This is a genomic window from Lyngbya aestuarii BL J (assembly GCF_000478195.2).
In the GTDB taxonomy this organism is placed as follows: Bacteria; Cyanobacteriota; Cyanobacteriia; order Cyanobacteriales; family Microcoleaceae; genus Capilliphycus; species Capilliphycus aestuarii.
The window spans coordinates 1-25,631 of record NZ_AUZM01000078.1 but is presented as its reverse complement, the minus strand read 5'-3'; the positions used below and the strand labels follow the sequence as shown (position 1 = coordinate 25,631).

The window sequence follows — 25,631 nt, the reverse complement described above, 5'->3', positions numbered from 1 at the left end:
GACCTTGAGGAACAGGAGCAAAAGGAGTCGGATTCAAAGGAGCAGGGTTCAAAGGCCGACCTTGAGCAATAAGCCGATTAACAGGTTGATTAACAGGTTGATTAACTGGAGCAATTCCCCCGATGGGGCGACCTTGAGGAATGCCAAAACTCGGCACCTGAGAAACTACTCTCGGCTGAACCTGTGGAACAGCACTGATTAAATAAGATTGAGTCGTGGCTCCGACCACTCCAGTTTGAGATATACCATAATCTTGCTGAAAAGCAAGTACAGCTCGTCGAGTCGTTAAGTCAAAAATCCCGTTTACCGAGCCATTATAATAACCTAGTACCCGGAGTCGTTGCTGTACCAAACTGACAGAGGTTCCGCGATCGCCTAATCTCAAGGGAAGGGGAGGAGTAGCCACAGGAGTTGTCGGAACTGAAGGAATACCTTCTCCCGTCGCCTGAATCAAATAACTCACCGTTGTCGGTCCAACTTGTCCGGTGGGTTGAATTCTATAAGCTTGCTGAAAACGAATCACCGCTTGCTCTGTACGAGCATCAAAAAAGTTAGTGATTTCTCCGTTATAAAATCCTAACCGGAAAAGTCGTTGTTGGAGGACACCCACAGCAGGCCCGGTGTCTCCTTGTTGGAGGACTCCCGAAGGCAAAGGTGTAGGGTTTCCCGGTAAGGTGGGAACCCGATTATTGAGAAAAACTAGCGTTTCTTCACTGACTAACCCGGTAGCGGGGATTAAGTTGGCTTGCTGGAAACGAATCACCGCATTTTGGGTAATTGAACCAAAGAAGCCTGTCGGTTCGGTACTAAAGTAACCCAGTTGACGCAAACGGGTTTGTAAATCTGTCACTCCGGGGCCTCTATCTCCCTGACCCAAACCGATCGCCGCGCGGCCCAGGGGAGGAGGCTCAGGGTTGGGATTAGTCGCAAGTCCTAAAGCCGCTAAGGTATTGGGGCCAACAACACCATCGGCAGAAAGTCCGTTGGCTTGCTGAAACCGAATCACCGCATCCCGAGTAATTGGGCCATAATATCCGGTTACGGTTGCATTAAAAAAACCAAGAGATTGTAAAGATTGCTGGATCGCACTCACCTCTGCTCCGCGACTACCTTGTGTAATTAACTGAGCAACAGCAGATTGAGGTAGGGTTAAGGCTGTGGTGAGTACAGCTAGAGATAAAAAATAGGGGTAAGTTAGAGATGAAAACTGTTTCCAATTAATACAGGTAGGTGCTTTAAATTGGAACTCAGGAGGGTCTTCACAAGCCACTGCTAAATGAAGATAAGCATAAGAGTCCATCATAATTTCAGGTGCGAAAAAAATCTATGGAAACAACAAGTCAAAGACTATCAGCCTCTGACTTATCGTTTGTTCTATTCTATATTAAGGATCAATTCTCAGGTCGTTTTAATTTAGACCAAACCTGCTCGATCAATCACAAAAGCAACAGTTGCAGCGAATATTGTTATTCCTAAAGCAACAAAGGGACTTTGACCTTGACTAACCGCAAAGGAAGTTGCTACCCCAGCACCTAAGGCAGCCGTTACAACTGCAACGACCGGATCGCCTTTTGAATCTTTTTTGTACATTTGTTATTTCCAGAATCAGATTTTTTTAGGAGTCATTTGGGATGTGTTTAATAACCGTAACACCTAGACTCTCTCTGTGGACATGATCCGGTTATCATTGCAATTAAGATTGATTTTTGTCCAACTTTCTTAACATAATTGTTGATTTACCTAGAAAACTATTCGACAAATATTAAAATTTAATAAAAAATTGTCAAGTTATAGCGCTACGCGCTAGGGAACAGGGAACAGCGCTTGCCTTGCGGCCCGGCGGTTTCCGGCGAGACTTAGTTTGCAATCTTAGGGAACAGGGAACAGTAGACTGTGAAAGGGTTTTAGGATCTAGAAATGTCCTAACTTAAATGCGTAGTGCTATATACATTTTTATATGATAAAAGACACGAAAAAATCGTGTCTCTATAATAATTTAAGTTCCGAAAATTTTCCGAAAAGCTGAAAAAAATCTCAATAATAATCGGATTATTCTAGAGCTTCGGTGTTACCTCCTTTCACCCAACCCACCCGGTTACTATCTTCTTCTGCCTGAACACGTTGCCAATTTTTGTCTTCACTTTCTTCTAGAACAATCACCTTTTCCTCATAACCCACACCCCCAATTCGAGTCGCTTCAAAACTCGGACTATCTCGTAAAATCAAACCAATGGGCTGTACGACCACCGCTCGATAGGCTCCCTCTGGTAACTTCGGGGCCGCAGGAGGAGTCGGAGTCGGTTTTGGAGTAGTCGGTTTCGGGGGGGTACTAGCCGTTTGAGCCGTTGGTGAAGTATCGTTTTCAAAAGTTGGTCGTTCGGGAAGTTCAGTCAGCCGAGCAGCAAAATAGAGAGCCGCCGCAACGCTAGCACCTGCAAGAATCACAATTGCTAAAAAAAACCCGACTAAAAACTTGAGGAGATTGTACAAGCTCATAGGTGAATGAGAAATCGTCAGGGGTGAGCGATCAGACATCAACAGAATACAGGAAAACTTAAGACCTTAACTATACCTTAAAATCTTCACCTTGAAAGCGAGGACTTAAATTACTATTGCGAGAAGCAAGACGAGCTTTTCCGGCTGCCGCCCACTGTTGCAAAAATTGAATTTGCTCTTGAGCGGTACGAGCCAGGGGAACAATTTGACTAGCGGCTTCTAAAATATCCTCGGTGGTAAAGTCACGATTCTGACTAAAGCCAATGTGCATCGCCTCAATCAAAATTTGTTCAATTTCCGCCCCTGAAAAATCAGGAGTTTCATAGGCTAAACGGTTAAAATCATAGTTTTTGATCCCATGAGGTCGTAGTTTTGATAAATGAACCTCAAAAATGGCTTGACGTTCTTCCTGAAAAGGTAAACCCACAAAGAAGATTTCATCAAATCGTCCTTTCCGCAAAATTTCTGGAGGTAAGGATTGAATATTATTAGCTGTTGCCACCACAAAAACAGGTGAAGTTTTTTCAGCCAGCCAAGTGATAAACGTTCCAAAAACCCGATTCGCGGTTCCGGCATCTCCCTGGCTATTCATTCCAGAAAAGGCTTTATCAATTTCATCGATCCACAACACACAAGGCGCGAGCGCTTCTGAGAGTTGAATCATTTGTCGGGTTCTCGATTCTGACTCTCCGACTAACCCCCCAAATAACCGTCCCACATCCAAGCGTAACAGGGGAAGATGCCAATGATGAGCGATCGCTTTTGCCGTTAAGGATTTTCCGGTTCCCTGAATTCCCACGAGCAACAATCCTCTAGGATAGGGTAAGCCGTATTGTCGCGCCTGTTCAGAAAAAGCACCCCCTCGCCGCAATAACCAATCTTTGAGGTTGTCTAAGCCCCCAATATCAGAAATATTTTCTTGAGCGGGGTAAAAGTCGAGAATCTGGGTTTGGCGGATAGTCTGTCGTTTTTCTTCTAAAATCAGATCCACATCATCAAGACGGATTTCTCCGTGAGTGGCGATCGCTTTGGCTAAAATCCGGCGAATACGTTCTATCGACAAACCTTGAAAAGAGCGCACCATTTCATCAAGTTGACTGACCTCTCCCGAATATCCCGTCGCCGCCAATAACCGTTGAACCTCGGCTTGAATTTCCAGACGATCCGGTAAGGGAAATTCTAGAACAGTTAAGACTTCACTCAAATCGGGAGGAATGACAACTTGGGGTGAGAGGAGAATAATATTTTTCGGCTGAGACTTCAAGCGTCGAGCGAGATTGCGAAGTTTACGAGAAATGGCAAGGTCATCGAGGAAGCGGTGAAAGTCTCGTAAAATGAAAATAGCGGGACTAGAGTCAGCCAGTTTTTCGACAAATTCTAGGGCCTGTAAAGGATTACGACAACCGAATCCTAAATCGTTGGGATTCCCTTCTTGATAGCCTTCGACAAAATCCCAAATATAAACAGGTCGATTTCCTTGCTGTTTAGCGGATTGTTTGATGGTCAGTTCAATCCGCTCTTCTTCTAGGGTCGCGATGTAAATTAAGGAGTAGCGCGATCGTAGGAGTAACTCCAACTCCTCACTAAATTTGCTCATCAGACTTTTGGGGGTTGCTTGTTCGACTTCAGCAATTTTAGGTTTTTTTCTAACAATGGTTGAGCAATGATCACAGTGAACTTACCCCAATTGGTGTTTGAGAGCTTCTAAAGCCGCCCATCGGCTATCGAGCGGGCTGTCTGAAGGGGTATTGGTGCTAGACTGAGGCGGTTCACAAGGTCCCTCACACAGTTGTCGCAAGGGGGTTTGCAAACACAGTTGTTGATATAACCAGTCGGCGGGATCAAAATCTCCTTGAGGGGAAAGGGTTTCCACCAAGTCTTCGACACTGATTTCTACATCCAAGGAATTCAGATGAGCTTGATGAGCCGAAGCATCCAACCAAATCATTTCGGATGTCTCCACTTTTAAGCGATGGTTATATTGTTTTAGACACCGATGACAAGTCAGAGTAACGATGGTTTCCGCTTGAGCTGTAACTTCTATGTAGGTTGTTTTGTGAGTCACCTTTAACCGACCTCGAACGGGGGTCAGGGTTTCGAGTTCAGGGAGAAATTCCTCAAACTGAAACTCCAGACTGCGTTGAGGTGCTTTTAACAGGTGAGGGATGTAGATGGCATCCATAAGGCTGCTACTCCCAGGACTAGACATTGATTAATACGTGGAATGCTGAGTTTCTAACTTTTAGCCTTGATCACCAGCCGACGATCAGGTTCTTGTCCTCGACTGTAGGTTTCAATCTCTTCGCTGTCTTTCAAGATGTTATGAATCAGACGACGTTCGACGGAGGAAAGAGACTTGATTTCTAGTTCGACTCCGGTTTGATGAACTTGTTTTGCCGCATTTTCAGCTAAAGCACTGAGTTCTTGATAACGACGAACTCGATATCCGTTTAATTCAATCGTGTAAGCGGCTTTTTCCTCCTCTTCTAGACCCAAATTAACAACGGTGTTAATCAAGTATTGGATCGCATCTAAGACCTCACCACTAGGGCCTGTGAGGGCGGCAATTTGTTGGGGAGAGAGGTTGCTTTCACTCATCGTTAACCAGCAACTGTCATCTTCTTGAGAGACTTGAACGGCTGAGGGAAGCGCTCCGACTTTTAACAGTTCCTCTAGCCATTCTTTGCCCTGTTGTATCTGATCTTCGTCCATTGTTTGCATCATGTTTTCTTTTTAGAACTTCCCGGTTCAAAAGGAAGTGCAGATCGTTTTCCACTTCCCCCGTCAGATGAAGGGGTAGCTTTCGCCGTTTTTAGATTCGCTTCTTCGACGATTTTCTGAAGATTTTCAGGTAAGGGTTCTCTAGACAGGATAAAAGATTGTGCTGTCTGGAAAATGTTGGCAATTAGCATATATAACAACACACCTGCCGGAAGGGGAAAGAAGAAGAACATTCCCGTAAACAAAACTGGAGTAATTTTATTGATAGTATCCTGTTGAGGATTTCCACTCGAGGCGGTGTTACTTTGTCCAGATAGAACTTGGTTTAGATAGAGGCTGATTCCAAAGGTTAAAATCATGCCGACAATATCCCAGTGAATGACTCCATCTTCATCGAAAGCACCCACGCGACCTAAAGCGTCAATAAACAAAAAGCCTTTGTCGGCTGCAATTCCTTTGAGTGATGCTTGGATGGTTGCCTGTCCGGGAGCGAGGGCAATGATATTGCCTTGGTCATCAATCTTGACTTTTTCTTCTCCCTTCGTGATCGTCCAAACTGGAGTTAGCTTGGAATCGGGATAGTTTTCGAGTTTAGTTTCTAGGGATTCACCTTGAGCGGTTTCAAATTCAATCGGGGTTTTTTCCCCCACCACCATCCGATTTCCACCCGGTAGCAGCGCCACAGTTGAAAAGTGAACGCCATCGGCGACATAGACGTTTTGTGCTTTTGTTGTATAAGCGGCCGGTTGAATCAGTTCCATCTGTTCGCGAGGAAAGATGTCCACATCCACGGTGTAGCTGACATCCGAAAAAGGCGATCCTCGCAGGGTGGCAAATAGGGCGAACAAAATCGGCATCTGAAGCACCAGCGGAAAACATCCAGCCAAGGGGTTTCCCAGTTCTTTATAGACGCGACTCATTTCTTCGCGTTGTTTTACGGGGTCATCCTTGTACTGTTGCTGAATCTTCTCGACTCGCTCTTTCATTAATGGCTGAGTCAGTTTCATACGCCTCATATTGCGGATTGAGCCTGCATTTAGAGGGTACAGAGAAAAGCGGATGACTAGCGTTAAGGCTACGATCGCTAAACCGTAGCTCGGCACGATCCCATAGAAAAAGTCTAGGATCGGCAACATAATGTTGTTTGAGAGAAACCCAATACCAAAGTCCATTCGTCTTATGAGATAATCTAAATCTGCTTACGAGTCTTTAATCACTAATTTACCAAAAAAAGCGGGATGCAAGCCCTAACAGGTTCATCGGGTCACGTCTCTTTTCTCCATATGGGTAAAAGATTGAGTGTTTCCTGAGCCTAATTTTTGATGCGTGCCTTGAAATTGGGGAAGAAGTTAGTGAGTTAACGGTGTTGATTTTGATCTTGGATTTTGACAAAAATCTTTTCTAACCCTAATTTCCCCGAGACGCATCCGCTTTTAAAGCAATTTTTTCTTCAATAAATTCGTAGATTTCTCTAAATCTAGGGAGTGCGCGGAGTTCTAGGCGACTTCCGTTTCTGAGGGTGAGAACCATATCTCCCCAAAGTCCGAGTCCACGCGGCACTTTAGCAATTTTTACGATTTCCGAGTAGACAATATCGGTGCGATCGCGTCCCATCCAGCCTCCGGTGACTGAAACACGACGGTTTGTAATCCGGTAACGCAACCACAAGGCTCTGACCACAGAACCGACAGCAAGGGGCAGTCCGATAATCGTTAGTCCAACTAATAAATTGATAATCAGGTCTCCGACATGGGGGCCACCCTCATACAATGTTTCCTCCCGAATACTCATTGATTACCTCTGCTTGTACCAACAACTGTTCTAATTCTTGCAGAAATTTGGCATAATTGCACTCTATCGCTGTTGGCTTAACAACGATCACAATATCCCAACCGCTCGACAGCTTTGATAATAGTTGACGGAAAGCGGCTCGAATTTGTCGTTTAATTCGGTTGCGAACCACAGCGCGTTTGCTGACTTTTTGACTGATGGAAATCCCGATCCGGGTTGCTCGCTGCGTCTGATTTGAGATCTCGGAGATCTGATCTTCCGGTTGAGGAGAACATCGTAATGCCCTCAGCGTTAAGTGAGAAGTCTTGCGATGCACTCCACGAGCGTAAACTGCTTTAAAGTCTTGGGGATGCCAGAGTCGGTTATCTTTGGGTAACATCGCACCAGAATCTCAAGAATACAGTGGGCTGTTCAGCCTTGTTTTGCTTGAGTTATTAAGTTTACACAGACAAACGAGCGCGTCCTTTTCTACGACGAGATCGAATCACCGATTGACCGTTTTTTGTTCGCATCCGGACTCTAAACCCCGATACTCTTTTTTTCTTGCGGTTCGTTCCCTTTAAGGTTTGTTGAGCCATTGTTCTTGATTTTTAGCTTTCCAAAAAAGTCCCAATCGCTAATCTTAGCACATTCAACTCGACTCAAAAAGACTTAGAGTTGGCGAGATTTCCCACAAACCCACAGACTCAACGAAGATAGAATAGAGTCAAGTTCTCCCAATCGACGTTAGTCAATACTCAATACCCAAGTTCCCACATAGCGTAGAAGGGGAACATCTCCGGGGGTGCGGATATTGGCATTAAAATGAAACATTCCCCCAAAAGTCGGATTTTTAACATTAGACATGACAATCTCCAACTTGTTACCGGCCGGAATCGGTTCAGTCGGGTAAATCTCGATAAAATTATTATCAGCATCCCAAACCACTTCTTCTAAGGGAACCGATTCGCCTTGAATCCGCACTTCAATCTTATCGGGGTCAAACTTGCCCTTGTAATACTCCGGATAAGTAATTGAGATCAGGGCAACCGCCAAATTCAGCTTATTGGCGGGAATTCTCAGTTTATACCGATCCCAACGACCTGCTTGACCGCTTTGCAGATAGAAGTTGAGCATATTCGCCTGTTCAGGCCCGCCAAACAAGGTAATTCCAGGTGTTCCTTGAGCAAAACTGAGGATCGGAAGGCTGCCAAGTAAGACACCAGTCAGTGCAAGACTTGAAAAAAAACGGCGCATACAGACTCCTTTAATTAAGTGAAATTTTATGAGAAAACCCTGAACTAGATAAAAACAAGTTAAAGATACGAAACGCTTTGTCAATATCCGATTTACGATGCAAGGAACGGAAGTTATTGTGACACAACTCAGAGGGTGGTGTCGAGTTGTGTCCATTGGAGGTTAATTTCACCCATTACGCAAATCGAACACAATAAGCTACAAAACCTGGCTAACTGTTTGCTAGAAAAACGGGTAACGGGTAACTGCGTAACTGTTAACTGAAAAACACATCTGCATAAGGAGAGTTTATGACATGAAGATAGCGATCGCAAAAGAAATTCAGGTAGATGAACGCCGTGTTGCCCTGGTGCCCGATGTAGCTGCTCGACTCGTCAAGCAAGGAATTGAAGTTTGGATTGAAGCCGGAGCAGGTGAACGGGCATTTTTCTCTGATGCTACCTACGAAGAAGTCGGGGTCAAAGTGATTGGCGATACGGCCACCCTATGGCGTGATGCCGATATTGTCCTCAAAGTGGGCAATTTTGAAGACCACGAAACTGAAAAACTGCGCGAAGGTAGCATTCTAATTGCCTTTTTAAATCCTTTGGGCAATCCAAGCTTAGTCCAAAAGCTGAGTGAGCGTAAAGTCACCGCCTTCAGTATGGAAATGATTCCTCGGACAAGTCGCGCCCAAAGTATGGATGCCTTGTCTTCTCAGGCAAACCTCGCGGGTTACAAGTCGGTTTTGATTGCCGCTGCTACTCTGCCGAAATATTTCCCGATGCTTACCACTGCGGCCGGTACCATTCGTCCGGCGAAAGTATTAGTCATGGGGGCGGGTGTTGCAGGTTTACAAGCCATTGCCACCGCTCGTCGTTTGGGTGCTGTTGTTGAGGCTTTTGACGTTCGTCCCGAAGTTAAGGAACAAGTCCAAAGCTTAGGCGCGAAGTTTGTTGATGTCACCCTCGAAGAAGACACTGTAGCCGAAGGCGGCTATGCCAAAGAACTCTCAGAAAAGGCTAAACAACATACTCGTGAAGTTCTCACCACTCATGTTGCTGCTTCTGATGTCGTAATTACAACCGCTCAAGTTCCGGGTAGGAAAGCCCCCGTGTTGGTGACAGAGGAGATGGTGACTCAAATGAAGCCGGGATCAGTTGTGGTGGATTTGGCGGCTTCTCAAGGCGGTAACTGTGAATGTACCGAAGCGGGAAAAGATGTGCTAAAACATGGGGTCACTATTGTCGGCCCGATTAACTTACCGTCTTCGATGCCTCTCCACGCCAGCGAAGTATACGCTAAGAACCTAAACGCTTTGTTGAAGCTAATGACCACCCCTGAAGGTGAACTCACGCTCAATTTTGAGGATGACATCATTGACGGGGCTTGTGTCACTCACAACGGTGAAATTCGCTCTCAACGAGTTAAAGATGCTCTTGGCGTTACGGTGACTCAGTAAGGAGGGAACAGGGAACAGGGAACAGGGAACAGGGAATAGGGAATAGGGAATAGGGAATAGGGAACAGGTCATGTGGCAAGAGGCAATCTTGCAAGAGGCAAGCTAGCAAGAGGCAATTCTAAACTCTTGACTTCTAAACTTCTGACTCCTGACCTCACGACCTCACGACCTCACGACCTCACGACCTCACGACCTCACGACCTCACGACTCCTGACACCCAACATTTGGGCTTTTCGCGCAACCACTAACCGCTAATTTCTAGAAAGATTATGACAGCAGAAACCCTAATTTCCGCATTATTTGTGTTTGTCCTGGCAACCTTTGCCGGGTTTGAAGTGATTACTAAAGTTCCACCGACACTGCACACACCCCTGATGTCGGGTGCAAATGCAATTTCCGGTATCGCCGTTTTAGGGGCGTTAATCATCGCCGGAGAACGGGATTGGAACGTGACTGTAATTTTAGGTTTAATCGCCGTTGTACTGGCAACAATTAACGTTGTCGGGGGTTTCTTGGTAACAGATCGAATGCTGCAAATGTTCAAGAAAAAGGAGGCTAAAGTATGAGCGAGTTTTTGCCAACAGGCATACAGTTAAGCTACTTGGTCGCTGTTACCCTATTTTTCTTCGGCTTGAAGAAGTTGGGTTCACCTGCAACCGCCCGTCGTGGAAATCTTTGGGCTGCGGTGGGGATGTTTATCGCCATTGTTGCAACTTTGCTCAATGAAGAAGTCCTCAACTATGAAATGATTTTTGTGGGGATTGTCATCGGATCAGTGATTGGTGCGATCACCGCCTATAAAGTTGAAATGACCGCAATGCCGGAACTGGTGGGTCTATTCAACGGTTTAGGGGGTGCTGCATCGGCGATGATTGCAGTTGGTGAATTTTGGCGGTTCTTGTCTGCTGCCCAAACGCCTCCTCTACCAACGACCATTACGGCTGTATTAGGGGTGTTAATTGGGGGTGTGACCTTTACAGGGTCTTTGATTGCTTTTGCCAAACTCAAAGGGATTATGAGCGGTTCTCCGATCACTTTCCCTTTGCAACAGCCCTTCAACATTGCATTATTGATCGCGTTTCTCGCGGGTAGTGTCTACATCTGTTTCTCCCCGTTCAATTTACCCGTATTTTTGGGTATTGTGGGCATTTCCCTCGTTTTAGGGGTATTGTTCGTGATTCCCATTGGTGGCGGCGATATGCCTGTTGTCATCTCTCTGTTGAACTCTTTCTCGGGTTTGGCGGCAAGTGCGGCGGGTTTTGTCGTGATGAATAACCTGCTGATTATTGCAGGGGCGTTGGTGGGTGCATCCGGTATTATCCTGACCATCATCATGTGTAAAGCCATGAACCGTCCGCTGACAAACGTTTTGTTTGCCGGATTTGGTACGGGTGAGACCAGTGCTACGGTTGCAGGTGGCGGTGGTACAACGGATAAGTCTGTTCGTACGATTGACCCCGAAGAAGGGGCGATGATGTTGGGTTATGCTCGTTCTGTGGTGATTGTTCCCGGTTACGGGATGGCGGTTGCTCAAGCCCAACATTCGGTTAAAGAATTGGTCGATATGTTAGAGGGTTTGGGTGTTGAGGTCAAGTATGCGATTCACCCTGTAGCGGGACGGATGCCCGGACACATGAACGTATTGTTGGCTGAGGCGAATGTTCCTTATCCTCAGTTGTACGATATGGATGACATTAACCCTCAGTTTGAACAGACGGATGTGGCGTTGGTGATTGGGGCGAATGATGTGGTTAACCCGGCTGCACGGGAAGACCAAAAAAGCCCTATCTTTGGAATGCCGATTCTAGAAGTTGATCGGGCAAAACACACGATTGTGATTAAGCGTAGTCTCAATACTGGTTTTGCAGGTGTGGATAATGGTCTATTCTACAAGGAAAAAACCATGATGCTTTTTGGCAGTGCTAAAGATGCGGTTGCCAAGTTGGTTTCTGAAGTGAAACAACTCTAGTTTATGGTTGAATTTAATCTAGCTGATCGACTACAGAAATATTAGCTAGGTCAGAAGCATCCCCTGTACTCAGGTTAAGTAGTAGTATGGGGGATTATTTATTTACTCTTTCGGAGTTTGATCTCAATTTTGAATTGAAGTTATCTTTAGACTGACCACAGAGATAAGTCGATAGAATCGGAGAGGTTTGGGGCGTTTTTAATAATATTATATTGAACTAAACGCTTTGTCATGCTTTGCCAACGTTCGGGTGAAATTAAGCCCAAGGGTTGATCTAAACTTTCTCCCGAAGTAATATAGTTTGAAATTAATTTTAAAGACTGAGTTTGGTAGTCTAAATTGTTATATTTACTTTTCGGGTTAACATAATTCTCGACAACGATTTTCGCCGCACGGGGAATATTATCTAGGGCGATTTTCCAGCCTTGAAAGGTTGCTTTGAGAAACGCTTTTACCTGTTCTGGTTGGGTTTCTAACAAAAAAGAATGAGCAAAAATTGTCTGAACGTAAGCATCATAACCATAATCACTCAAACGAATAACTGTGGGTTCAATTCCAGTTTGATAAGCAAAGCCTATCGGTTCATCGACGAGATAACATTGGATTGCATCGACTTCTCCCGTTAACAATTTATCGTATTTTTCATCATAGGAAATATCAATAACTTCAATCTCGTCTGACGAAAGTTGACTGAACCCCATCACTAAGTCCATAACTTTTTGAGTATCCCCATGAATACCCACTTTTCTCCCCACTAAATCATGCAAAGATGTAATATTATTACCGGGCATTGACATCAAACCCAAAGGCGAAGTTTGAAACATGGTGGCAATGGCTTTGATGGGTTTTCCGGCAGCTTGGGCGGCTAAAATTACATCTTGTTCAGCACACCCTAAAACAGTTGGATTTTCGGCAACAACATCTAAGATATCAAGACCAAAATCCCAGGGTTGAATGTTGATTTTCAATCCCTCTTTTTGGTAAAGTTGATAATAATCTGCAAGTAACACTCCTGCAAATTGAACGTTATATTTCCAATCTAACTGTAGGGTAAATGAATGTAGAGAGGTTGGATTGAGTGTTTCTAAAACCTGAGCAGGTTGAGAATCTTCTCCAAACCCTCCCAACAGTAAAAGTGTACTCAAATAACTTGATTTTTTGAGAAAATCTCGACGACTATTGAACACAATAAAACGATAAAAAGAGTAGAGAACTAAACATTAATGTTGAGGATGAATTGAGCGACCCAATAACCCCGTCATCAGGCGTAACGCTAAATACCGCAACGGTTTAACCTTCTGCAAACTCCATAATCCCCACCGACGAATCGTAACTTTTGGTCGCCAATTCCCAGAAAACATTCGATCTAGAAAATCAGTGAATCCTAAAATTACTAAATTTTCGGTTTGACGCCAACCTTCATATCGTTTGAGAACGCGAAGCTGTCCAATATCCTCACCGTTTTGAGCCGCTTGACGGAGAACTTGAGCCAACGCCCCAGCATCCCGAACGCCCATATTTAAGCCCTGGCCACCAACCGGATGACAACAATGGGCTGCATCCCCCACTAAAGCAAGTCGAGATTGAATATAGCGGGTGCTTTGCATCAATTGCACTGGGAACACATAGCGATCGCTTTCCAATTCTAAACGACCCAAAAGCCCGCCAGTGCGATATTCCAGCAACTCTAAAAACGCTTTTTGATCGAGATCTTTCAAGGCTTGGGCTTCGGCGTGAGGTGCCGTCCACACCACCTGACAACGGTTTCCAGGTAAAGGTAACACCCCCATTGGGCCACTTGGCCAAAACCGTTCAAAGGCGACATTATTGTGAGATTTTTCAGTTTTGATCGTCATGGCGATGCAAGACTGCCAATATTTCCAGCCATAGGTTGAAATTCCCGCCGCTTGACGCAATGGCGATCGCGAACCATCCGCAGCAATTACCAACTGAGTTCGCAGAGTTTGGGTATTTCCCTCCGCTTCCACCTCTATTTCGGCAAAATCTGGCTGATAATCAACATTGACAACTTGAGACGGACACAGCCAAGAAACGTTTTCACAGGAGTCCAGAAAATCGTGCATTGCGGCTAGGATCACCGAATGTTCACCGACATAACCCAACCCCTCTGTCCCGAGATCTTCAGGTTGAAAGTGAACCACATTGGGATGATCACTGTCGCTGAGACTAATCTGATTAAATGTGGTAATTTTGGGTAATATTTCGTCCCAGACTCCAATTCCTTGGAGAATGCGTCCAGTTTGCAGCGTCAGGGCGTAAGCTTGTCGGCGACGGATGGCGACTGCTTTGGGTTGGGGTTCAATCAAAACCACCTTCAGAGGAGAGTTTTTGAGTCCACAGGCGAGAGTCACCCCGACAATACCGCCACCGACAATGGCTAAGTCATAGTCCAGGTTAAGCTGAGACGGCTGTAAGGATTGGGTTTTTGTTTGTGAACGCTGCTCAAGAAGCATAATCAAGGAATTTATTGATCAAAGAATGAAGAATTTGTACCTATTGTATTGTTACTGAAAATCTCAAATTTCGCACGGTCAGGGAACTGAGAAGGGGTGAGGTGAGAAGTTTAGGACAAACTTATCCGGTGGGATCTCATTTAATACCGAGGAACCTCAGAATCAATGAGAATGGAATAAGCATCAATTCCTCCGGCGATATTTTTGACGTTCGTGAATCCCTGACGCATCAACCACTGACACATTTGAGCTGATCGCATTCCATGATGACACATTACCAGGGTTTCTTTTTCGAGATCTAAGCGACTGTGAATTTGTTCAGACCACTGGCTAAATTCGCTCAAGGGTAGGTTGAGAAATCCATCAACCTGTGCCATTTCTACCTCTTGAGGTTCACGAACGTCCACCAGTTGTAGGTTTTTAGCTGACTCCGCTTGTAGACGGTGTGCTAACTCTTCAACTGTAATTTCGGGGATGGATTGATAGGAAAACGACTCGGACATGAGCAGAATCAACCTTTAGCGTAAGTAAACAATGATTGTCAATCTCAGATCAATTGTAGAGAAAAATGCCGCAATTGCAGTTGAGATTGCTTCTTCATTTATATTTTAAAGGTAAATTTTGTTAGTGATTCCTCGAATTTGCAATTCGATGCGGGGTTGTTCACGACTGTAGAACACGATTCCTTTATAGTCTCTCTCTGGACTACTAAAACGAAGTTGATGACCATCAAAAGCATCAATCATCACATTTCCGACTTTAATTCGACTGCGTTTGCGATCAATTGTCACTTGCAACTCTGATAAGGTGTCAGTATCTCGAAGCAATACCCAAAGATTTAATCCCCGTCGAACTCGCTTCACCTCTAGATGAGCAATTTTAAAACTGTAAATTTTAATTTCACTATCAATCAGTTTAATTTTTGTACCTGGTGGTAATCCAACAATTCCTACATCAGCATCAGACGCAGCAGCAGTCGGTTTTTCTTCTGCTTTTCCCGGTGTCGGTGTCAAAGTTCCCTGAACTTCTAAACGGGGCGGTTCGGCTGAAATTTCCCCAGGAATTATCACCCAATCATAGGCTTTGCGAGCAATTTCTCGGGCGATTTCTGCGGCTCTTTTTGGTTCAGCAACATTGGCGTAATCTTGTTGTTTTAGTTTCGTGGCTATCCATCGTTTACGGGCAAATTGACTGAATTGGGGTTGATCAGAATTGACAAATTTTTCGTAAAATCTGAGCGTGGGAACTAATTCTCCAACTCGTTCTAAAGCGATGCCAATTTCTTCGATAGAAAGATATTTTTGCCACTGAGAATAAGATAATACTTTTTCGATTAGATTGACATATCGACTGCGAAATTCTCGCGCTTGTTCGGCAGTTAAACTCGAACGGGCTAATTGTCGAACGATCTCAAATCTAAACTTAATGGCTTCAGGTTTCGGAGATTTTTCAATCGCAGTGATCGCATCAACCCAACGTTTTGTCCGAATCAAATATTCAACCCAATCTTTCTGTCGATGCTGTTTTTCTAATGCTTGTCCGATGCAGTCAATATATTTTAACCATTGTTGTGTTCCCGGTTTTCCTGCATTTTCCCACTCTCTGACAATTCGTTGATAATCACCGACTTTTTCTAAGTAAGGAAATCCTTCGGGAAAGCCCAGTAATTCAGCTTCAGCGAGATTATATTCTCGTTTTTTTGTCGCCCCACTTTCGCGCCAACACCGCACCGCCCGTCTCAAATTTTGAGCGCGATAAAAACAATCTCCTGCTAGCTCTAGTAATCCATGATATTTTGCTTCATCTAACCCTTCTAATATATCACCAAATCGTTGCCAATTCTCTTTTTTTAAGTTTTTTTCCCGCATTAAATTACGAATTTGGCGGCTATACTCTTGTATGGTGACTTTCCAGGGTTTAACCAGGCGATTTTCTACAAGTAACCGATTTGTTAAATTTTCTTCTAAAAAGCTAGTAAATGTTTGAATCGTGTCGAGGGTTTTAGGCGTTTGTGCCATAAATTCAGCCAGAAAACGTTCTAGAGATTTTTGTTCAGGAAATTGTTGATACCAATCCATTAAAGCGTGCCAGCAGGTTCCTTCCCAAAAACAATTCCAAGCTTCTTTTTGTTTGCCTCGTTGTAAAAAGAGGATTCCGGCTGCACGAAATTGTTTCTCAAATTTTAACGCCCAAGCTTGACATAAATCTGCTTGTTCTAAGTTGCCTAATTCGCTATAAAATTGTTGGGCGCGTCGCAGAGAGGTTGCATCTTTTTGGCTGCGTCCATTTTCGGCAAATTCTTTCGCCTGAGACTCTCGATTATCTCGATCTAATCCTCCTAAATTATCACCCCAACGGAATCCACCAATCGCGTTTTCCCAAAGGCTTTTATCTTCGGTTTGTTGTAACCAATTTTCTAGGTTATGAGTCTGATCAGAAGTGGCATATTGCCATAAGAAATGATCTCCGGCTTCTGTATCAATCACAATTAAATCAGACATTCCTCGACTCGCCGCCACATAGAGTTTATTAAAAAAGTATTCTAACTCTAATGGATGATCTTCTTGATTTCCTAAATAATCCCAAATTGGACGCTGAAATTCTTGGGAAAACTGTTCGCCAAACTTATATAATATTACCAAGGGAAATTCTAACCCTTTGGCTTGAATTGCACTTAAAACATTTTTAGGCGGATTTTCTTCATTGACTTGCGGAAATAAACTCGCCAGAAATTGATCATTTTTAACATATTGAAGTTCTCCTCCCGCTTCACAAGGAACGATAAAAATTGGAGAATTTTCAACATGACGTTTTAACGTTTCTGCGGAAAATCCCCGTTGACAAAAAATAAACTTTTGGGGTTCGTTGGAGTCGGTGTAAGGTTGCCAAGCGGCTTGGGGTTTTAGTTCCTGAATTTGAAATAAAAGATGTCTCCATAAATGAATTAAATTCGTGACTTTAACAATAGATAAACTCGAACGATAATTGGACTCTAGTTCATAAAAAGTCATGTTCAAGTTTAACTGATGACTGGGATCAAGAACCGCAATCACTTGATCGAAAAAAGTCGCTTTAACACTATCCCAACGAAACCCAGTCGGATTTAACGTTTGAAATGGATCACCCGCAAACGCAAAAGGTAAACTGTGAACCGGAGGATATAAATCGCATTGTGAAAAGGCGGATAACTGCATAATTAACCGCAATTCTAACTTGGTAAAATCTTGGGCTTCATCACAAAAAATTGCTGTATATTTAGACTCGAAACATTGCAAATTTAACACCTTGCGAATTAAGTCTTGATCATCCCAATATCCTTCTCGAGTTGTGAGTTGATGATACCAAGACCACACCTGTTTATAAATCGCTTTAAAAACATCCAGAGAAATTGTTCTTTCTCGTCTCGGAACTTCTTCATAATCTTCTGGAGTCATATACCCTTCTTGTTGTCCGGTGAGGGTATATCCTTTGATAAAGGTGCGAATAATATGCCAGCATAACTCTGGAGAATAACGGCTGTGTCTACGGCTACAATGTTGACGAAAATCGTAAAAAGAAATATATTTATCAGGATCAAAGTGGATAGTATATTCAGGCGGAAGTTGATTGAGCAAAAATTGTTGAAAAGACTTAAAACAATTGTTAATTAAAGGTTTTTCGTCTCGATAATTATTCGTATCTAGAACATATTTATGATGATTGTTTAAAAGTTTTTCAACCGCTTCTTGGGCTTTAGATAGTAATTTTTCATTGTAGGTTAAAAACAAAGGGTTAAAAAGATTTTGATCTTTTTTAGGTTTGTTTTTTAGATAATATTTTTGATAGCGATCGCAATAATCCGCAAATAAATAAACTAACATCGTTGACTTGCCACTTCCAGCCCGTCCATTAATAAAAACAGGTAAAGAGTGAGTATTATGTTCAGTCGTCGAAAGTTCATGTAGAATTTCTTCTTCTTCTACCGAAAGGGCTAAATTAATCCCGGCTTCTTGTTCAAGTTCTAACCAAACGTCTCCATCTAAAATCAAATAAGCGGGATATGAACGACGAGTATAACGAGATAAATTATCAAAAGTGACATTTTGAGAAAACAGAGTTTGGGTATTTTGAGGGGTAAAAACATGAGTCACTTGACCGACTTCTGCAAGTTCAGTTAATGCGGGATCTCGATCAAAAGTTGCTAACAAAAACAACACATTTCGATGGGGAAGATCAACGGTTTCCACCAAACTATACAAAATATAGCGATGTTCACTGGGTTTTCCACAGAGATAAATATTTAACCAGTTGGTTTCCTGACGGCTAATTCCATTATTAAACTTACTTTCTCCCACTAAATTGGTAATAATTTCGTGGTAAGTCTTCCACTGAAGTTGAATATCTCGTTGCTTAAATTGGTTGACCCAAACTTCACTTTCACAAATAATAATATCAGCCGTATTTCTTGCCCAACTCGGACGTTCTAGCCAAAGATGATAGAGTTTCTCGGGTAACGGTTGACGACGGGTAACGGAGTGTTGTTCTTCTCGTTGGGCTTTTAAACTAACATCCAACTGTTGAAAATTAACAGCAGGTTCGAGGTGGAGTTGACCGTATTCTTCGGGATTTCTCAGAAACGCTTCGTATTCTTTGCCCCCTCGGGTGAACACTTCCAGTAGACACAACACTTCCCAATTATCAACTCGCAAAATCTTCCCCACCAGTCGCAAATTGCGGACAGGTCGCTTCAAATAAGGATAGTTGCGTTCAAACAAAGCTTCTACAGCAGTAATCCCTTGAGTCTTGATTGCGACCAAAAGTTCCGCCACCTGACTTTGAATGCCGTGTTGCCTCGCTTGTTCATCAAACCGAGGGGTGGTGTAAATATACATAAGTGTCCTTCCGCCAACGCCAGTCAATGCCCTATTTAGTCATTGTGCTAGATCAAGTTGACAGTTTTCAAACATCTTTGACCGTTGGGACGGTTCTAACCCTTCTGTTATCAGTGATTGATGCTAAAATAAGAGAGACAAACGTAATAAAAATTAACCATTTTCAGCAGGTTTGTTTACTAAAAATAACGATTTTAGCTTGATATCTCACAATAGGTTGTGAATATTGGAATTAGGGAGGATCTGTGATGTCTCTATTGGTCACTCAGACCCCGACTATCGTTAGCAGCCGTGAATAAATGAGGTCTTTGTTTATGCCTGTATCTTTTATGAGCGCCCCTGATGTCTGCTTTGCAGATTGGTCAAAGACAAGGGATTGGTTGCTGAAATATTCATCTTTCTCCGCCATGACTGGCCCCCTTGAGGTGATTGATGTTACCGGATTAGATGCAAAAGGAGTTGACTCGTTGAAAAATCATTTAAAAAATCTCGAAATTCCTGACGGATTTATGGGTGAGTTGGTGTTTGAATTACAAGTTAAAAAAGAACGCATTAGGAGAGTCGTATGGGATGAACAAGCTTCTACACTTAATAAAAAAACAATCATCAAAATGATTCAAACTGCGCTCAAAGATTGGCAAGTCCCCCCTGGTGACTGTGACCTCTTAACCCTCAAAATCCATATCAATTCCTAAGTATTCTTCGGAACTTAACAAAATTTAATTCAAACCAGGGTCATTTACTTCCGAAAAATGGAAATTTCAATCTGAAGTCTAACAAAACGCTATAAATTGTTCCAATTTGGAGGGCTACTCCCATGCCAGCATCCCCACCCGTTACTGGTGGAATTACCGCAAAATCTCCTGATAATATTCCTTTAACCTTTCCTCTCAAACATACCGAAGTCTTCGCCCAGATTTGCGGAAATTTATCTCGTGTTGAAGTTAAACAAAGTTTTGAAAATCCTTTAACACAACCGATGGAGGCGGTTTATACTTTTCCTTTACCGGATGAAGCCGCAGTCGATCAGATGGAGATCAAAATCGGCGATCGCATTATCAAAGGTAATATCAAAAAACGGGAAGAAGCCCAACAAATTTACCAAACCGCCAAACAGCAAGGACGTACCGCAGGCTTACTTGAACAGCAGCGAGATAATATCTTTACCCAATCTTTAGCCAATATCAAACCAGGCGAAGAAATTGAAGTGATTATTCGCTATAGCGATAGCCTGAAATTTGAAAAAGGGGATTATGAATTTGTCTTTCCAATGGTCGTTGGGCCGCGCTATATTCCCGGTCAAGCCATTGATGAAAGCGGGGATACAGACCAAGTTCCTGATGCGTCTAAAATCACCCCACCTATTGTTCCACCCGGAACCCGTTCGGGTCAAGATATCGGCGTAACTGTTGAAATTAATGCGGGTTTACCGATTTCCCAAGTTCGTTCAACTTCCCATCAAATTAATATCACAGAAAACGGTGAAATTGTTACCGTAAAACTCGATAACCAAGATACCATTCCCAACAAAGATTTAATTCTCCGCTATCAAGTTTCTGGAGACAATACCCAAGCAACGGTATTAACTCAAACCGACGAACGAGGCGGACATTTTGCTTTATATTTCATTCCCGCAATAGAGTACAAAACCGATGAAATTGTCGCCAAAGACGTTCTGTTTTTGATGGATACATCCGGTTCGCAACAGGGCGATCCTCTGTTCAAATGTCAGGAGTTAATGCGGCGATTTATTAACGGGTTAAATCCAAATGATACCTTTAACATTATGGATTTTGCCCATACAACCCGCAAACTTTCAGAAACGCCGTTAGCCAACAGTCCCGAAAACCGCACCCTCGCCGTAAACTACGTTAATCGACTGCAAGCTAATGGCGGAACACGACTCTTGAATGGAATTCGGGAAGTGTTAAAATTTCCCGAAGTTACCGGGCGGTTGCGGAGTATTGTGCTGTTAACCGACGGTTATATCGGGAATGAAAACGCTGTTTTATCGGAAGTTCAAGACAACTTAAAACCCGGAAATCGCCTGTACAGTTTTGGTGTAGGTGGTTCGGTGAATCGGTTTTTAATTAACCGCATAGCCGAAATTGGTCGGGGAATTTCTCGGGTTGTTCGTCAGGATGAACCGACTCAAGAAGTCGCTGAAAAGTTCTTCCGACAAATTAACAACCCCGTTTTAACTGACATTAATATTCGGTGGGAATGTAACGGAGAAACCCCGGAAATTTACCCCGAAATTGCCCCCGATTTATTTGCCGAACAGCCTTTAGTTTTGTTTGGGCGAAAGGTTGATTCTGCTGCGGGGAATTTAAAAGTTACGGGAAAAATTGCCAATGGAAACCCCTACGAACAAACCTTTTTAATTGATTTCTCAAATGCGGGAAATGTGGCGATCGCCCAATTGTGGGGACGCCAGCGCATTAAACACCTGACGAATCAGATGTTAGGCTACGAGACAAAATCGAATGTAGAAGCCGTTACAGACACCGCTTTAACCTATCAATTGTTATCGCAATACACCGCATTTGTGGCGGTTAGCGATGACGTTCGGGTTGACCCAGATGGAAAGACAATTTCTGTTGAAGTTCCCCTAGAAATGCCCGAAGGTGTTAGTTATCGGCGTACTGTTGGGGCGGCGCGTAGTATGCCTGTACCCAAAATGATGGCTCGGTCGGTTTCTCGTTCAATAGCTCGTGAACCGGTTGATTATGAAGAGGAGACAGATTTTTCTACATATGCTGATTTTTCCAGCTTTGACAGTATGATGATGCCAGCCGCAGCAAGCGCACCTTCTGCACCTACTTTGGATCGTTCATCCAATTTTATGACTCAAGAAAGAGAAAGGGGAGTAGAAGAATCAGTGAGCGATTCTTCATTTGCTACCTATTCTTCAATCGAAATTCTAGAAACGACAGGATTAGAGGAGGCTGAAACTGAGTCATTAAAGCAACACTTAACAACCCTGAAAATTTCGACTAAATCTCAAGGTGAGTTGGTGTTTGAATTGCAAGTTAAAAAGGGTCGGGTTCAGCAGGTTGTACTTGATGAAAAAGCTTCTACGCTCAATCACAAAATATTGATTAAGCGGATTGTCCAACACCTTAAATCTTGGAAAGTTCCGAGTTCAGTTAGCGAACAAATCGTTATCAAATTGCGGATTAATTCCTAAAATTGTAGGTTGGGTTGAGGATACGAAACCCAACCTACTACTAATGACAAAGGGTTAACAAAAACTTCTGATTAATCCTCATGGACATCCTTCAAGAGTACGGTATTGAATACTTATATCACATGACCCACATAAATAATCTTGCTTCCATCATTAGGAATGGATTATTATCACATAATGAAGCCTATAGACGAGGATTGATACAAGTAGATATCTCCGAGCCAGATGTTCAAGATAGAAGGGCTGATCGAACAGTCGATAATATACTGTTGCATGAATATGTTCCCCTATATTTTTCACCAAGAAATCCAATGCTGTATAAGAGAATACAATATCAAGATGACATTGTTATTTTAGGAATTGATCCACAACTTTTATTAGAAGCGAATGTTATTTTTTCTGATGGAAATGCTGCGGCTAGAGAGACTCGGTTTTATCGGGGTGTACAAATGCTTAACCAATTGCCGTGGAATGTAATTTGGGCGAAATATTGGAATGATTCGGAAGATGGCAAACGCATAAAGTGTGCAGAGATACTTGTTTATCCAACAGTAGCACCAAATAAAATTAAAGCAATATTCTGTCGTTCCGAGAAACACAGAAATAGCATTGTTGCCGCCAAACAGAAAACCGATATTATAGGAAGAGTAAATCCAGATTTATATTTCTGACCATGCTGCATTATACTGATACTACAGTTTTTAACGTTGATGTACAAACGATTGTTAACACAATTAACTGCGTTGGCGTCATGGGTGCGGGGTTAGCTTTAGAGTTTCAGCTAAGATTTCCAGAAATGGAAAGAGACTATGTAGAGCGATGTAAGAAAAAAGAGGTTAAGGTTGGCAAGCCTTATCTTTATAGAAATTATAAGAGGCTTTGGATTCTTAACTTTCCTACAAAGAATCATTGGAGGTATCCCTCTAAAATTGAATGGATAGAAGAAGGTCTAAAGTATTTTGCCACCAACTATAAAAGAGGCGGAATTACTTCTGTTGCTTTTCCTAAGTTGGGATGTAGCAATGGTGGACTTGCATGGGCTGATGTATCCCCTTTAATGGAAAAATACTTGCAAAACCTCGATATTGATGTGTTTATCTGTTTAGATCAAGAAGATGAAGCAACAGGTACAGAGGGAGCAATGGTTAATTTAATCAACAATATTGAGAGTTCAGGATGGGATAAGGAATTTAATATAAAATCTGACATTAGAAAAAAAATAATTGATGCTTTGCCCATTAGAAGATTTAGAGAGTTAGGAAAAATTGAAGGTGTTGGCAAGCAAACCTACAAGGATATATTCAAATTATTATATACAATTGTATCTAAATATGAGATTGAGAAAGATAAATCGAGTTCTGCTAATACATTGCAACTTCAGACTTCCGACATAATTTCTGTTGAGGAGAAACCGCAAGAACCTGCTAATCAATTAAGTTCTCAAACAGAAGCCATAGGCATTAGCAAAGAACCGAGTAATGCAAATACTTTGTCTTCCAATGAAAATTATGATGCTTTCTTTATAATCCTGCCCTATTTAGAAAAAGCTCTCAGCACAGAGCGGACACAAGAGGAGATTTCGGAAATGTTCAAACTCCCTAAAAGCCTTGTAAATAATTGGTTGAAAGAAGCGGAGAGGCTTGGGAAAGTTAAAAAGCTTACACATCCTGTCAGATATATTGCGGTATCAGATCAGGTGCATCAGCAATTAGAGTTCAAGCTGGCAAAGTAGGCTGTAGATGTAGGTTGGGTTGAGGATACCAAACAAACTCAAAACAACCCAACCTACAATTTTTTTACGAGCGCATCCGGCGTTCAATAGCATTGAAATAACAGTCTTTCATTTCAACAACCCCCATTTCAACCAACGTTAACTCATCCCCCGCCAAGATTTTCAACGGTGCCGAACCTCCTTCAACTTTCCCCAAATCGTGCCAAAATTCCCCTTTTTCGCCTAACTGTTGTTGCAGATAACTTTCCCAGTTTGCTTGATTTTGAGGACTCACAGAAACCAATATTCTCGCTCCGCCTTCTGCAAATAAAATCCTATCCCAACGTCGTTGTAAAAGCGAATCTATTCCCAAATTAATTGTCGCCCCTTTCTCCCCATTAATACAACATTCCGCTAACGCAACCGCCAACCCTCCCTCAGCAGAATCATGGGCAGAATTCACCCAATTTTTCCGAATTCCTTCCCGACAAACGGCTTGTACTTTCCGTTCTAAATCATAATCCACTTCTGGCGGTTTCCCAGCAATAATATGATGAATTTGAGCTAAATATTCCGAAGCGCCTAAACTTAATCTGGCATCATTTTCGCTTTCTTCTGCTTCAAACTGACCCAATCCTAACAGATAAATAATATCCCCTTCATTTTGCCAAGCCAACCCACAAGTTTGAGAAATATCAGCAATTAACCCTACCATTCCAATTACCGGAGTCGGATAAATTGCCTGGGGATTTCCTTGTGCATCTAGCGTTTCATTATAAAGCGAAACATTCCCCCCCGTTACAGGCGTTGAAAACTCTCCACAAGCCTCAGCTCTTCCGATCTGACAAGCTTCTGCTAACTGCCAATATCCGACAGGTTTTTCGGGACTGCCAAAATTCAAATTATCGGTAACAGCAATGGGTTCGGCACCGACACAACTCAGGTTTCTTGCTGCTTCTGCAACCACCGCTTTCGCCCCTTCGTAGGGATTCAAATAAACATAACGAGAATTACAATCAACCGTCGCCGCAACGCCCCGTTTATAGTCTACTTTTGTCTGATTCTCAAAATAATTAACTGGACGTAACCGCACAATTGCCGCATCTCCGCCTCCGGGTAAAATAACCGTGTTATTTTGAACTTGATGATCATATTGTCGATAAATCCAACGTTTAGACGCAATACTGGGCGTATCTAACAACGCGAATAAAATTTCATTCCAGGTTTTAAAAGTATTTTGAATGTTAATCCCCGAAACCGTACAAGGCGGTAATAAATCCTCCGTCCATTCCCAAGCTTTACGGGCATATTCTGGGGCTTCGGCTAACAGTTCCCGATCATAAATTGGCGTGTTATCTGCTAAAGCTGTTGCTGGAATTTCTGCGGCAATTTCTCCTTTAAATAATATTCTGACAATCGATTCTTCGATTACCGTTCCCGCCACAACCGCTTGCAGTCCCCAGCGATGAAAAATATCAATTAATTCCTGTTCCCGCCCTTTTTGCCCTACAAATAACATTCGTTCCTGAGACTCAGATAACAAATATTCATAAGGCACCATTCCCGTTTCGCGAACCGGGATTTTATCTAAGTCTAATTCAATCCCAACGCCCCCATTTGCAGCCATTTCCGCAGTCGAACAGGTAATCCCCGCCGCCCCCATATCCTGGGCCGCCACCACCGCCCCGGTTTTAAACGCCTCCAAACAGGCTTCAACCAAAGATTTCTCT

23 protein-coding genes are annotated in these 25,631 nt (G+C 43.0%); 7 read left to right on the top strand and 16 right to left on the bottom strand.

Features of this window, described 5'->3' with window-relative positions:
• From M595_RS23035 to M595_RS22995, 11 genes are all read right to left on the bottom strand, one after another.
• A partial coding sequence (locus M595_RS23035) for a peptidoglycan-binding domain-containing protein (RefSeq protein WP_152983620.1) occupies nt 1-1,303 on the bottom strand: 1,303 nt, incomplete at its 3' end.
• Nucleotides 1,304-1,413: 110 nt separating this feature from the next.
• Entirely contained in the window at nt 1,414-1,590 is a 177-nt protein-coding gene (locus M595_RS31915) for a hypothetical protein (protein WP_009787568.1), read from the bottom strand.
• A 459-nt stretch (nt 1,591-2,049) separates the two neighbouring features.
• On the bottom strand, nt 2,050-2,535 hold the full coding sequence (locus tag M595_RS23030; RefSeq protein ID WP_238987126.1) for an SH3 domain-containing protein: 486 nt from the start codon (nt 2,533-2,535) through the stop codon (nt 2,050-2,052).
• A gap of 31 nt (nt 2,536-2,566) precedes the next feature.
• Complete coding sequence (locus tag M595_RS23025; protein ID WP_023068893.1) at nt 2,567-4,093, bottom strand: Ycf46 family AAA ATPase; 1,527 nt, start codon at nt 4,091-4,093, stop codon at nt 2,567-2,569.
• Nucleotides 4,094-4,174: 81 nt separating this feature from the next.
• A complete protein-coding gene (locus tag M595_RS23020; protein WP_023068896.1) occupies nt 4,175-4,678 on the bottom strand; it encodes a YceD family protein in 504 nt (167 codons plus the stop codon).
• Nucleotides 4,679-4,731: 53 nt separating this feature from the next.
• The gene (locus tag M595_RS23015) at nt 4,732-5,208 is read right to left on the bottom strand and encodes a Jag family protein (protein ID WP_023068892.1); all 477 of its coding nucleotides are present in this window, start codon (nt 5,206-5,208) and stop codon (nt 4,732-4,734) included.
• An 8-nt stretch (nt 5,209-5,216) separates the two neighbouring features.
• Nucleotides 5,217-6,389 carry a membrane protein insertase YidC gene (gene yidC / locus M595_RS23010; RefSeq protein WP_040484543.1) on the bottom strand — a complete coding sequence of 391 codons (1,173 nt, stop codon included), beginning with the start codon at nt 6,387-6,389 and terminating at the stop codon, nt 5,217-5,219.
• A gap of 235 nt (nt 6,390-6,624) precedes the next feature.
• The gene (locus M595_RS23005) at nt 6,625-7,008 is read right to left on the bottom strand and encodes a PH domain-containing protein (RefSeq protein ID WP_023068903.1); all 384 of its coding nucleotides are present in this window, start codon (nt 7,006-7,008) and stop codon (nt 6,625-6,627) included.
• Entirely contained in the window at nt 6,980-7,387 is a 408-nt protein-coding gene (gene rnpA / locus M595_RS23000) for a ribonuclease P protein component (RefSeq protein WP_023068897.1), read from the bottom strand. Before rnpA ends, M595_RS23005 begins: the two co-directional genes overlap by 29 nt.
• Before the next feature lie 61 nt (nt 7,388-7,448).
• Nucleotides 7,449-7,586 carry a 50S ribosomal protein L34 gene (gene rpmH, locus M595_RS29635; RefSeq protein WP_023068895.1) on the bottom strand — a complete coding sequence of 46 codons (138 nt, stop codon included), beginning with the start codon at nt 7,584-7,586 and terminating at the stop codon, nt 7,449-7,451.
• A gap of 148 nt (nt 7,587-7,734) precedes the next feature.
• Entirely contained in the window at nt 7,735-8,244 is a 510-nt protein-coding gene (locus tag M595_RS22995) for a DUF2808 domain-containing protein (protein WP_023068906.1), read from the bottom strand.
• A 295-nt stretch (nt 8,245-8,539) separates the two neighbouring features.
• Between M595_RS22995 and M595_RS22990 the strand changes: the two genes are divergently transcribed.
• The 3 genes from M595_RS22990 to M595_RS22980 all read left to right on the top strand — a co-directional run bounded on the left by M595_RS22990 (nt 8,540) and on the right by M595_RS22980 (nt 11,655).
• Nucleotides 8,540-9,685 carry a Re/Si-specific NAD(P)(+) transhydrogenase subunit alpha gene (locus tag M595_RS22990; protein WP_023068900.1) on the top strand — a complete coding sequence of 382 codons (1,146 nt, stop codon included), beginning with the start codon at nt 8,540-8,542 and terminating at the stop codon, nt 9,683-9,685.
• 270 nt (nt 9,686-9,955) lie between these two features.
• Nucleotides 9,956-10,252 (top strand): NAD(P) transhydrogenase subunit alpha part 2, encoded by a 297-nt coding sequence (locus M595_RS22985; protein ID WP_009787842.1) that lies wholly within the window; start codon nt 9,956-9,958, stop codon nt 10,250-10,252.
• Nucleotides 10,249-11,655 carry an NAD(P)(+) transhydrogenase (Re/Si-specific) subunit beta gene (locus M595_RS22980; protein WP_023068914.1) on the top strand — a complete coding sequence of 469 codons (1,407 nt, stop codon included), beginning with the start codon at nt 10,249-10,251 and terminating at the stop codon, nt 11,653-11,655. Before M595_RS22985 ends, M595_RS22980 begins: the two co-directional genes overlap by 4 nt.
• 146 nt (nt 11,656-11,801) lie before the next feature.
• On the opposite strand, the gene M595_RS22975 is transcribed toward M595_RS22980, so the two are convergent.
• From M595_RS22975 to M595_RS22960, 4 genes are all read right to left on the bottom strand, one after another.
• Entirely contained in the window at nt 11,802-12,842 is a 1,041-nt protein-coding gene (locus M595_RS22975; protein ID WP_023068901.1) for an ABC transporter substrate-binding protein, read from the bottom strand.
• A gap of 33 nt (nt 12,843-12,875) precedes the next feature.
• Nucleotides 12,876-14,129, bottom strand: a complete 1,254-nt coding sequence (locus M595_RS22970) for an FAD-dependent hydroxylase (protein WP_023068902.1) — start codon at nt 14,127-14,129, stop codon at nt 12,876-12,878.
• A 140-nt stretch (nt 14,130-14,269) separates the two neighbouring features.
• Nucleotides 14,270-14,632 (bottom strand): rhodanese-like domain-containing protein, encoded by a 363-nt coding sequence (locus tag M595_RS22965; protein WP_023068898.1) that lies wholly within the window; start codon nt 14,630-14,632, stop codon nt 14,270-14,272.
• Between the two features lie 105 nt (nt 14,633-14,737).
• Nucleotides 14,738-19,000 carry a UvrD-helicase domain-containing protein gene (locus M595_RS22960; RefSeq protein ID WP_023068911.1) on the bottom strand — a complete coding sequence of 1,421 codons (4,263 nt, stop codon included), beginning with the start codon at nt 18,998-19,000 and terminating at the stop codon, nt 14,738-14,740.
• 314 nt (nt 19,001-19,314) lie between these two features.
• Here M595_RS22960 and M595_RS22955 point away from each other — a divergent pair, with 314 nt between their 5' ends.
• The 4 genes from M595_RS22955 (at nt 19,315) to M595_RS22940 (ending at nt 23,922) form a co-directional block, all read left to right on the top strand.
• Nucleotides 19,315-19,695 (top strand): after-VIT domain-containing protein, encoded by a 381-nt coding sequence (locus M595_RS22955; RefSeq protein ID WP_023068905.1) that lies wholly within the window; start codon nt 19,315-19,317, stop codon nt 19,693-19,695.
• 122 nt (nt 19,696-19,817) lie between these two features.
• Nucleotides 19,818-22,190 (top strand): VIT domain-containing protein, encoded by a 2,373-nt coding sequence (locus M595_RS22950; protein WP_023068913.1) that lies wholly within the window; start codon nt 19,818-19,820, stop codon nt 22,188-22,190.
• An 80-nt stretch (nt 22,191-22,270) separates the two neighbouring features.
• Entirely contained in the window at nt 22,271-22,861 is a 591-nt protein-coding gene (locus M595_RS22945; protein ID WP_040484541.1) for a DUF4433 domain-containing protein, read from the top strand.
• Between the two features lie 2 nt (nt 22,862-22,863).
• Nucleotides 22,864-23,922, top strand: coding sequence for a macro domain-containing protein (locus M595_RS22940; RefSeq protein WP_023068910.1), 1,059 nt, complete (start codon nt 22,864-22,866; stop codon nt 23,920-23,922).
• A gap of 64 nt (nt 23,923-23,986) precedes the next feature.
• Here the strand turns inward: M595_RS22940 and M595_RS22935 are convergent.
• Nucleotides 23,987-25,631, bottom strand: a 1,645-nt coding sequence (locus M595_RS22935; protein WP_023068894.1) for an AIR synthase-related protein, incomplete at its 5' end; no start/stop codon positions are given.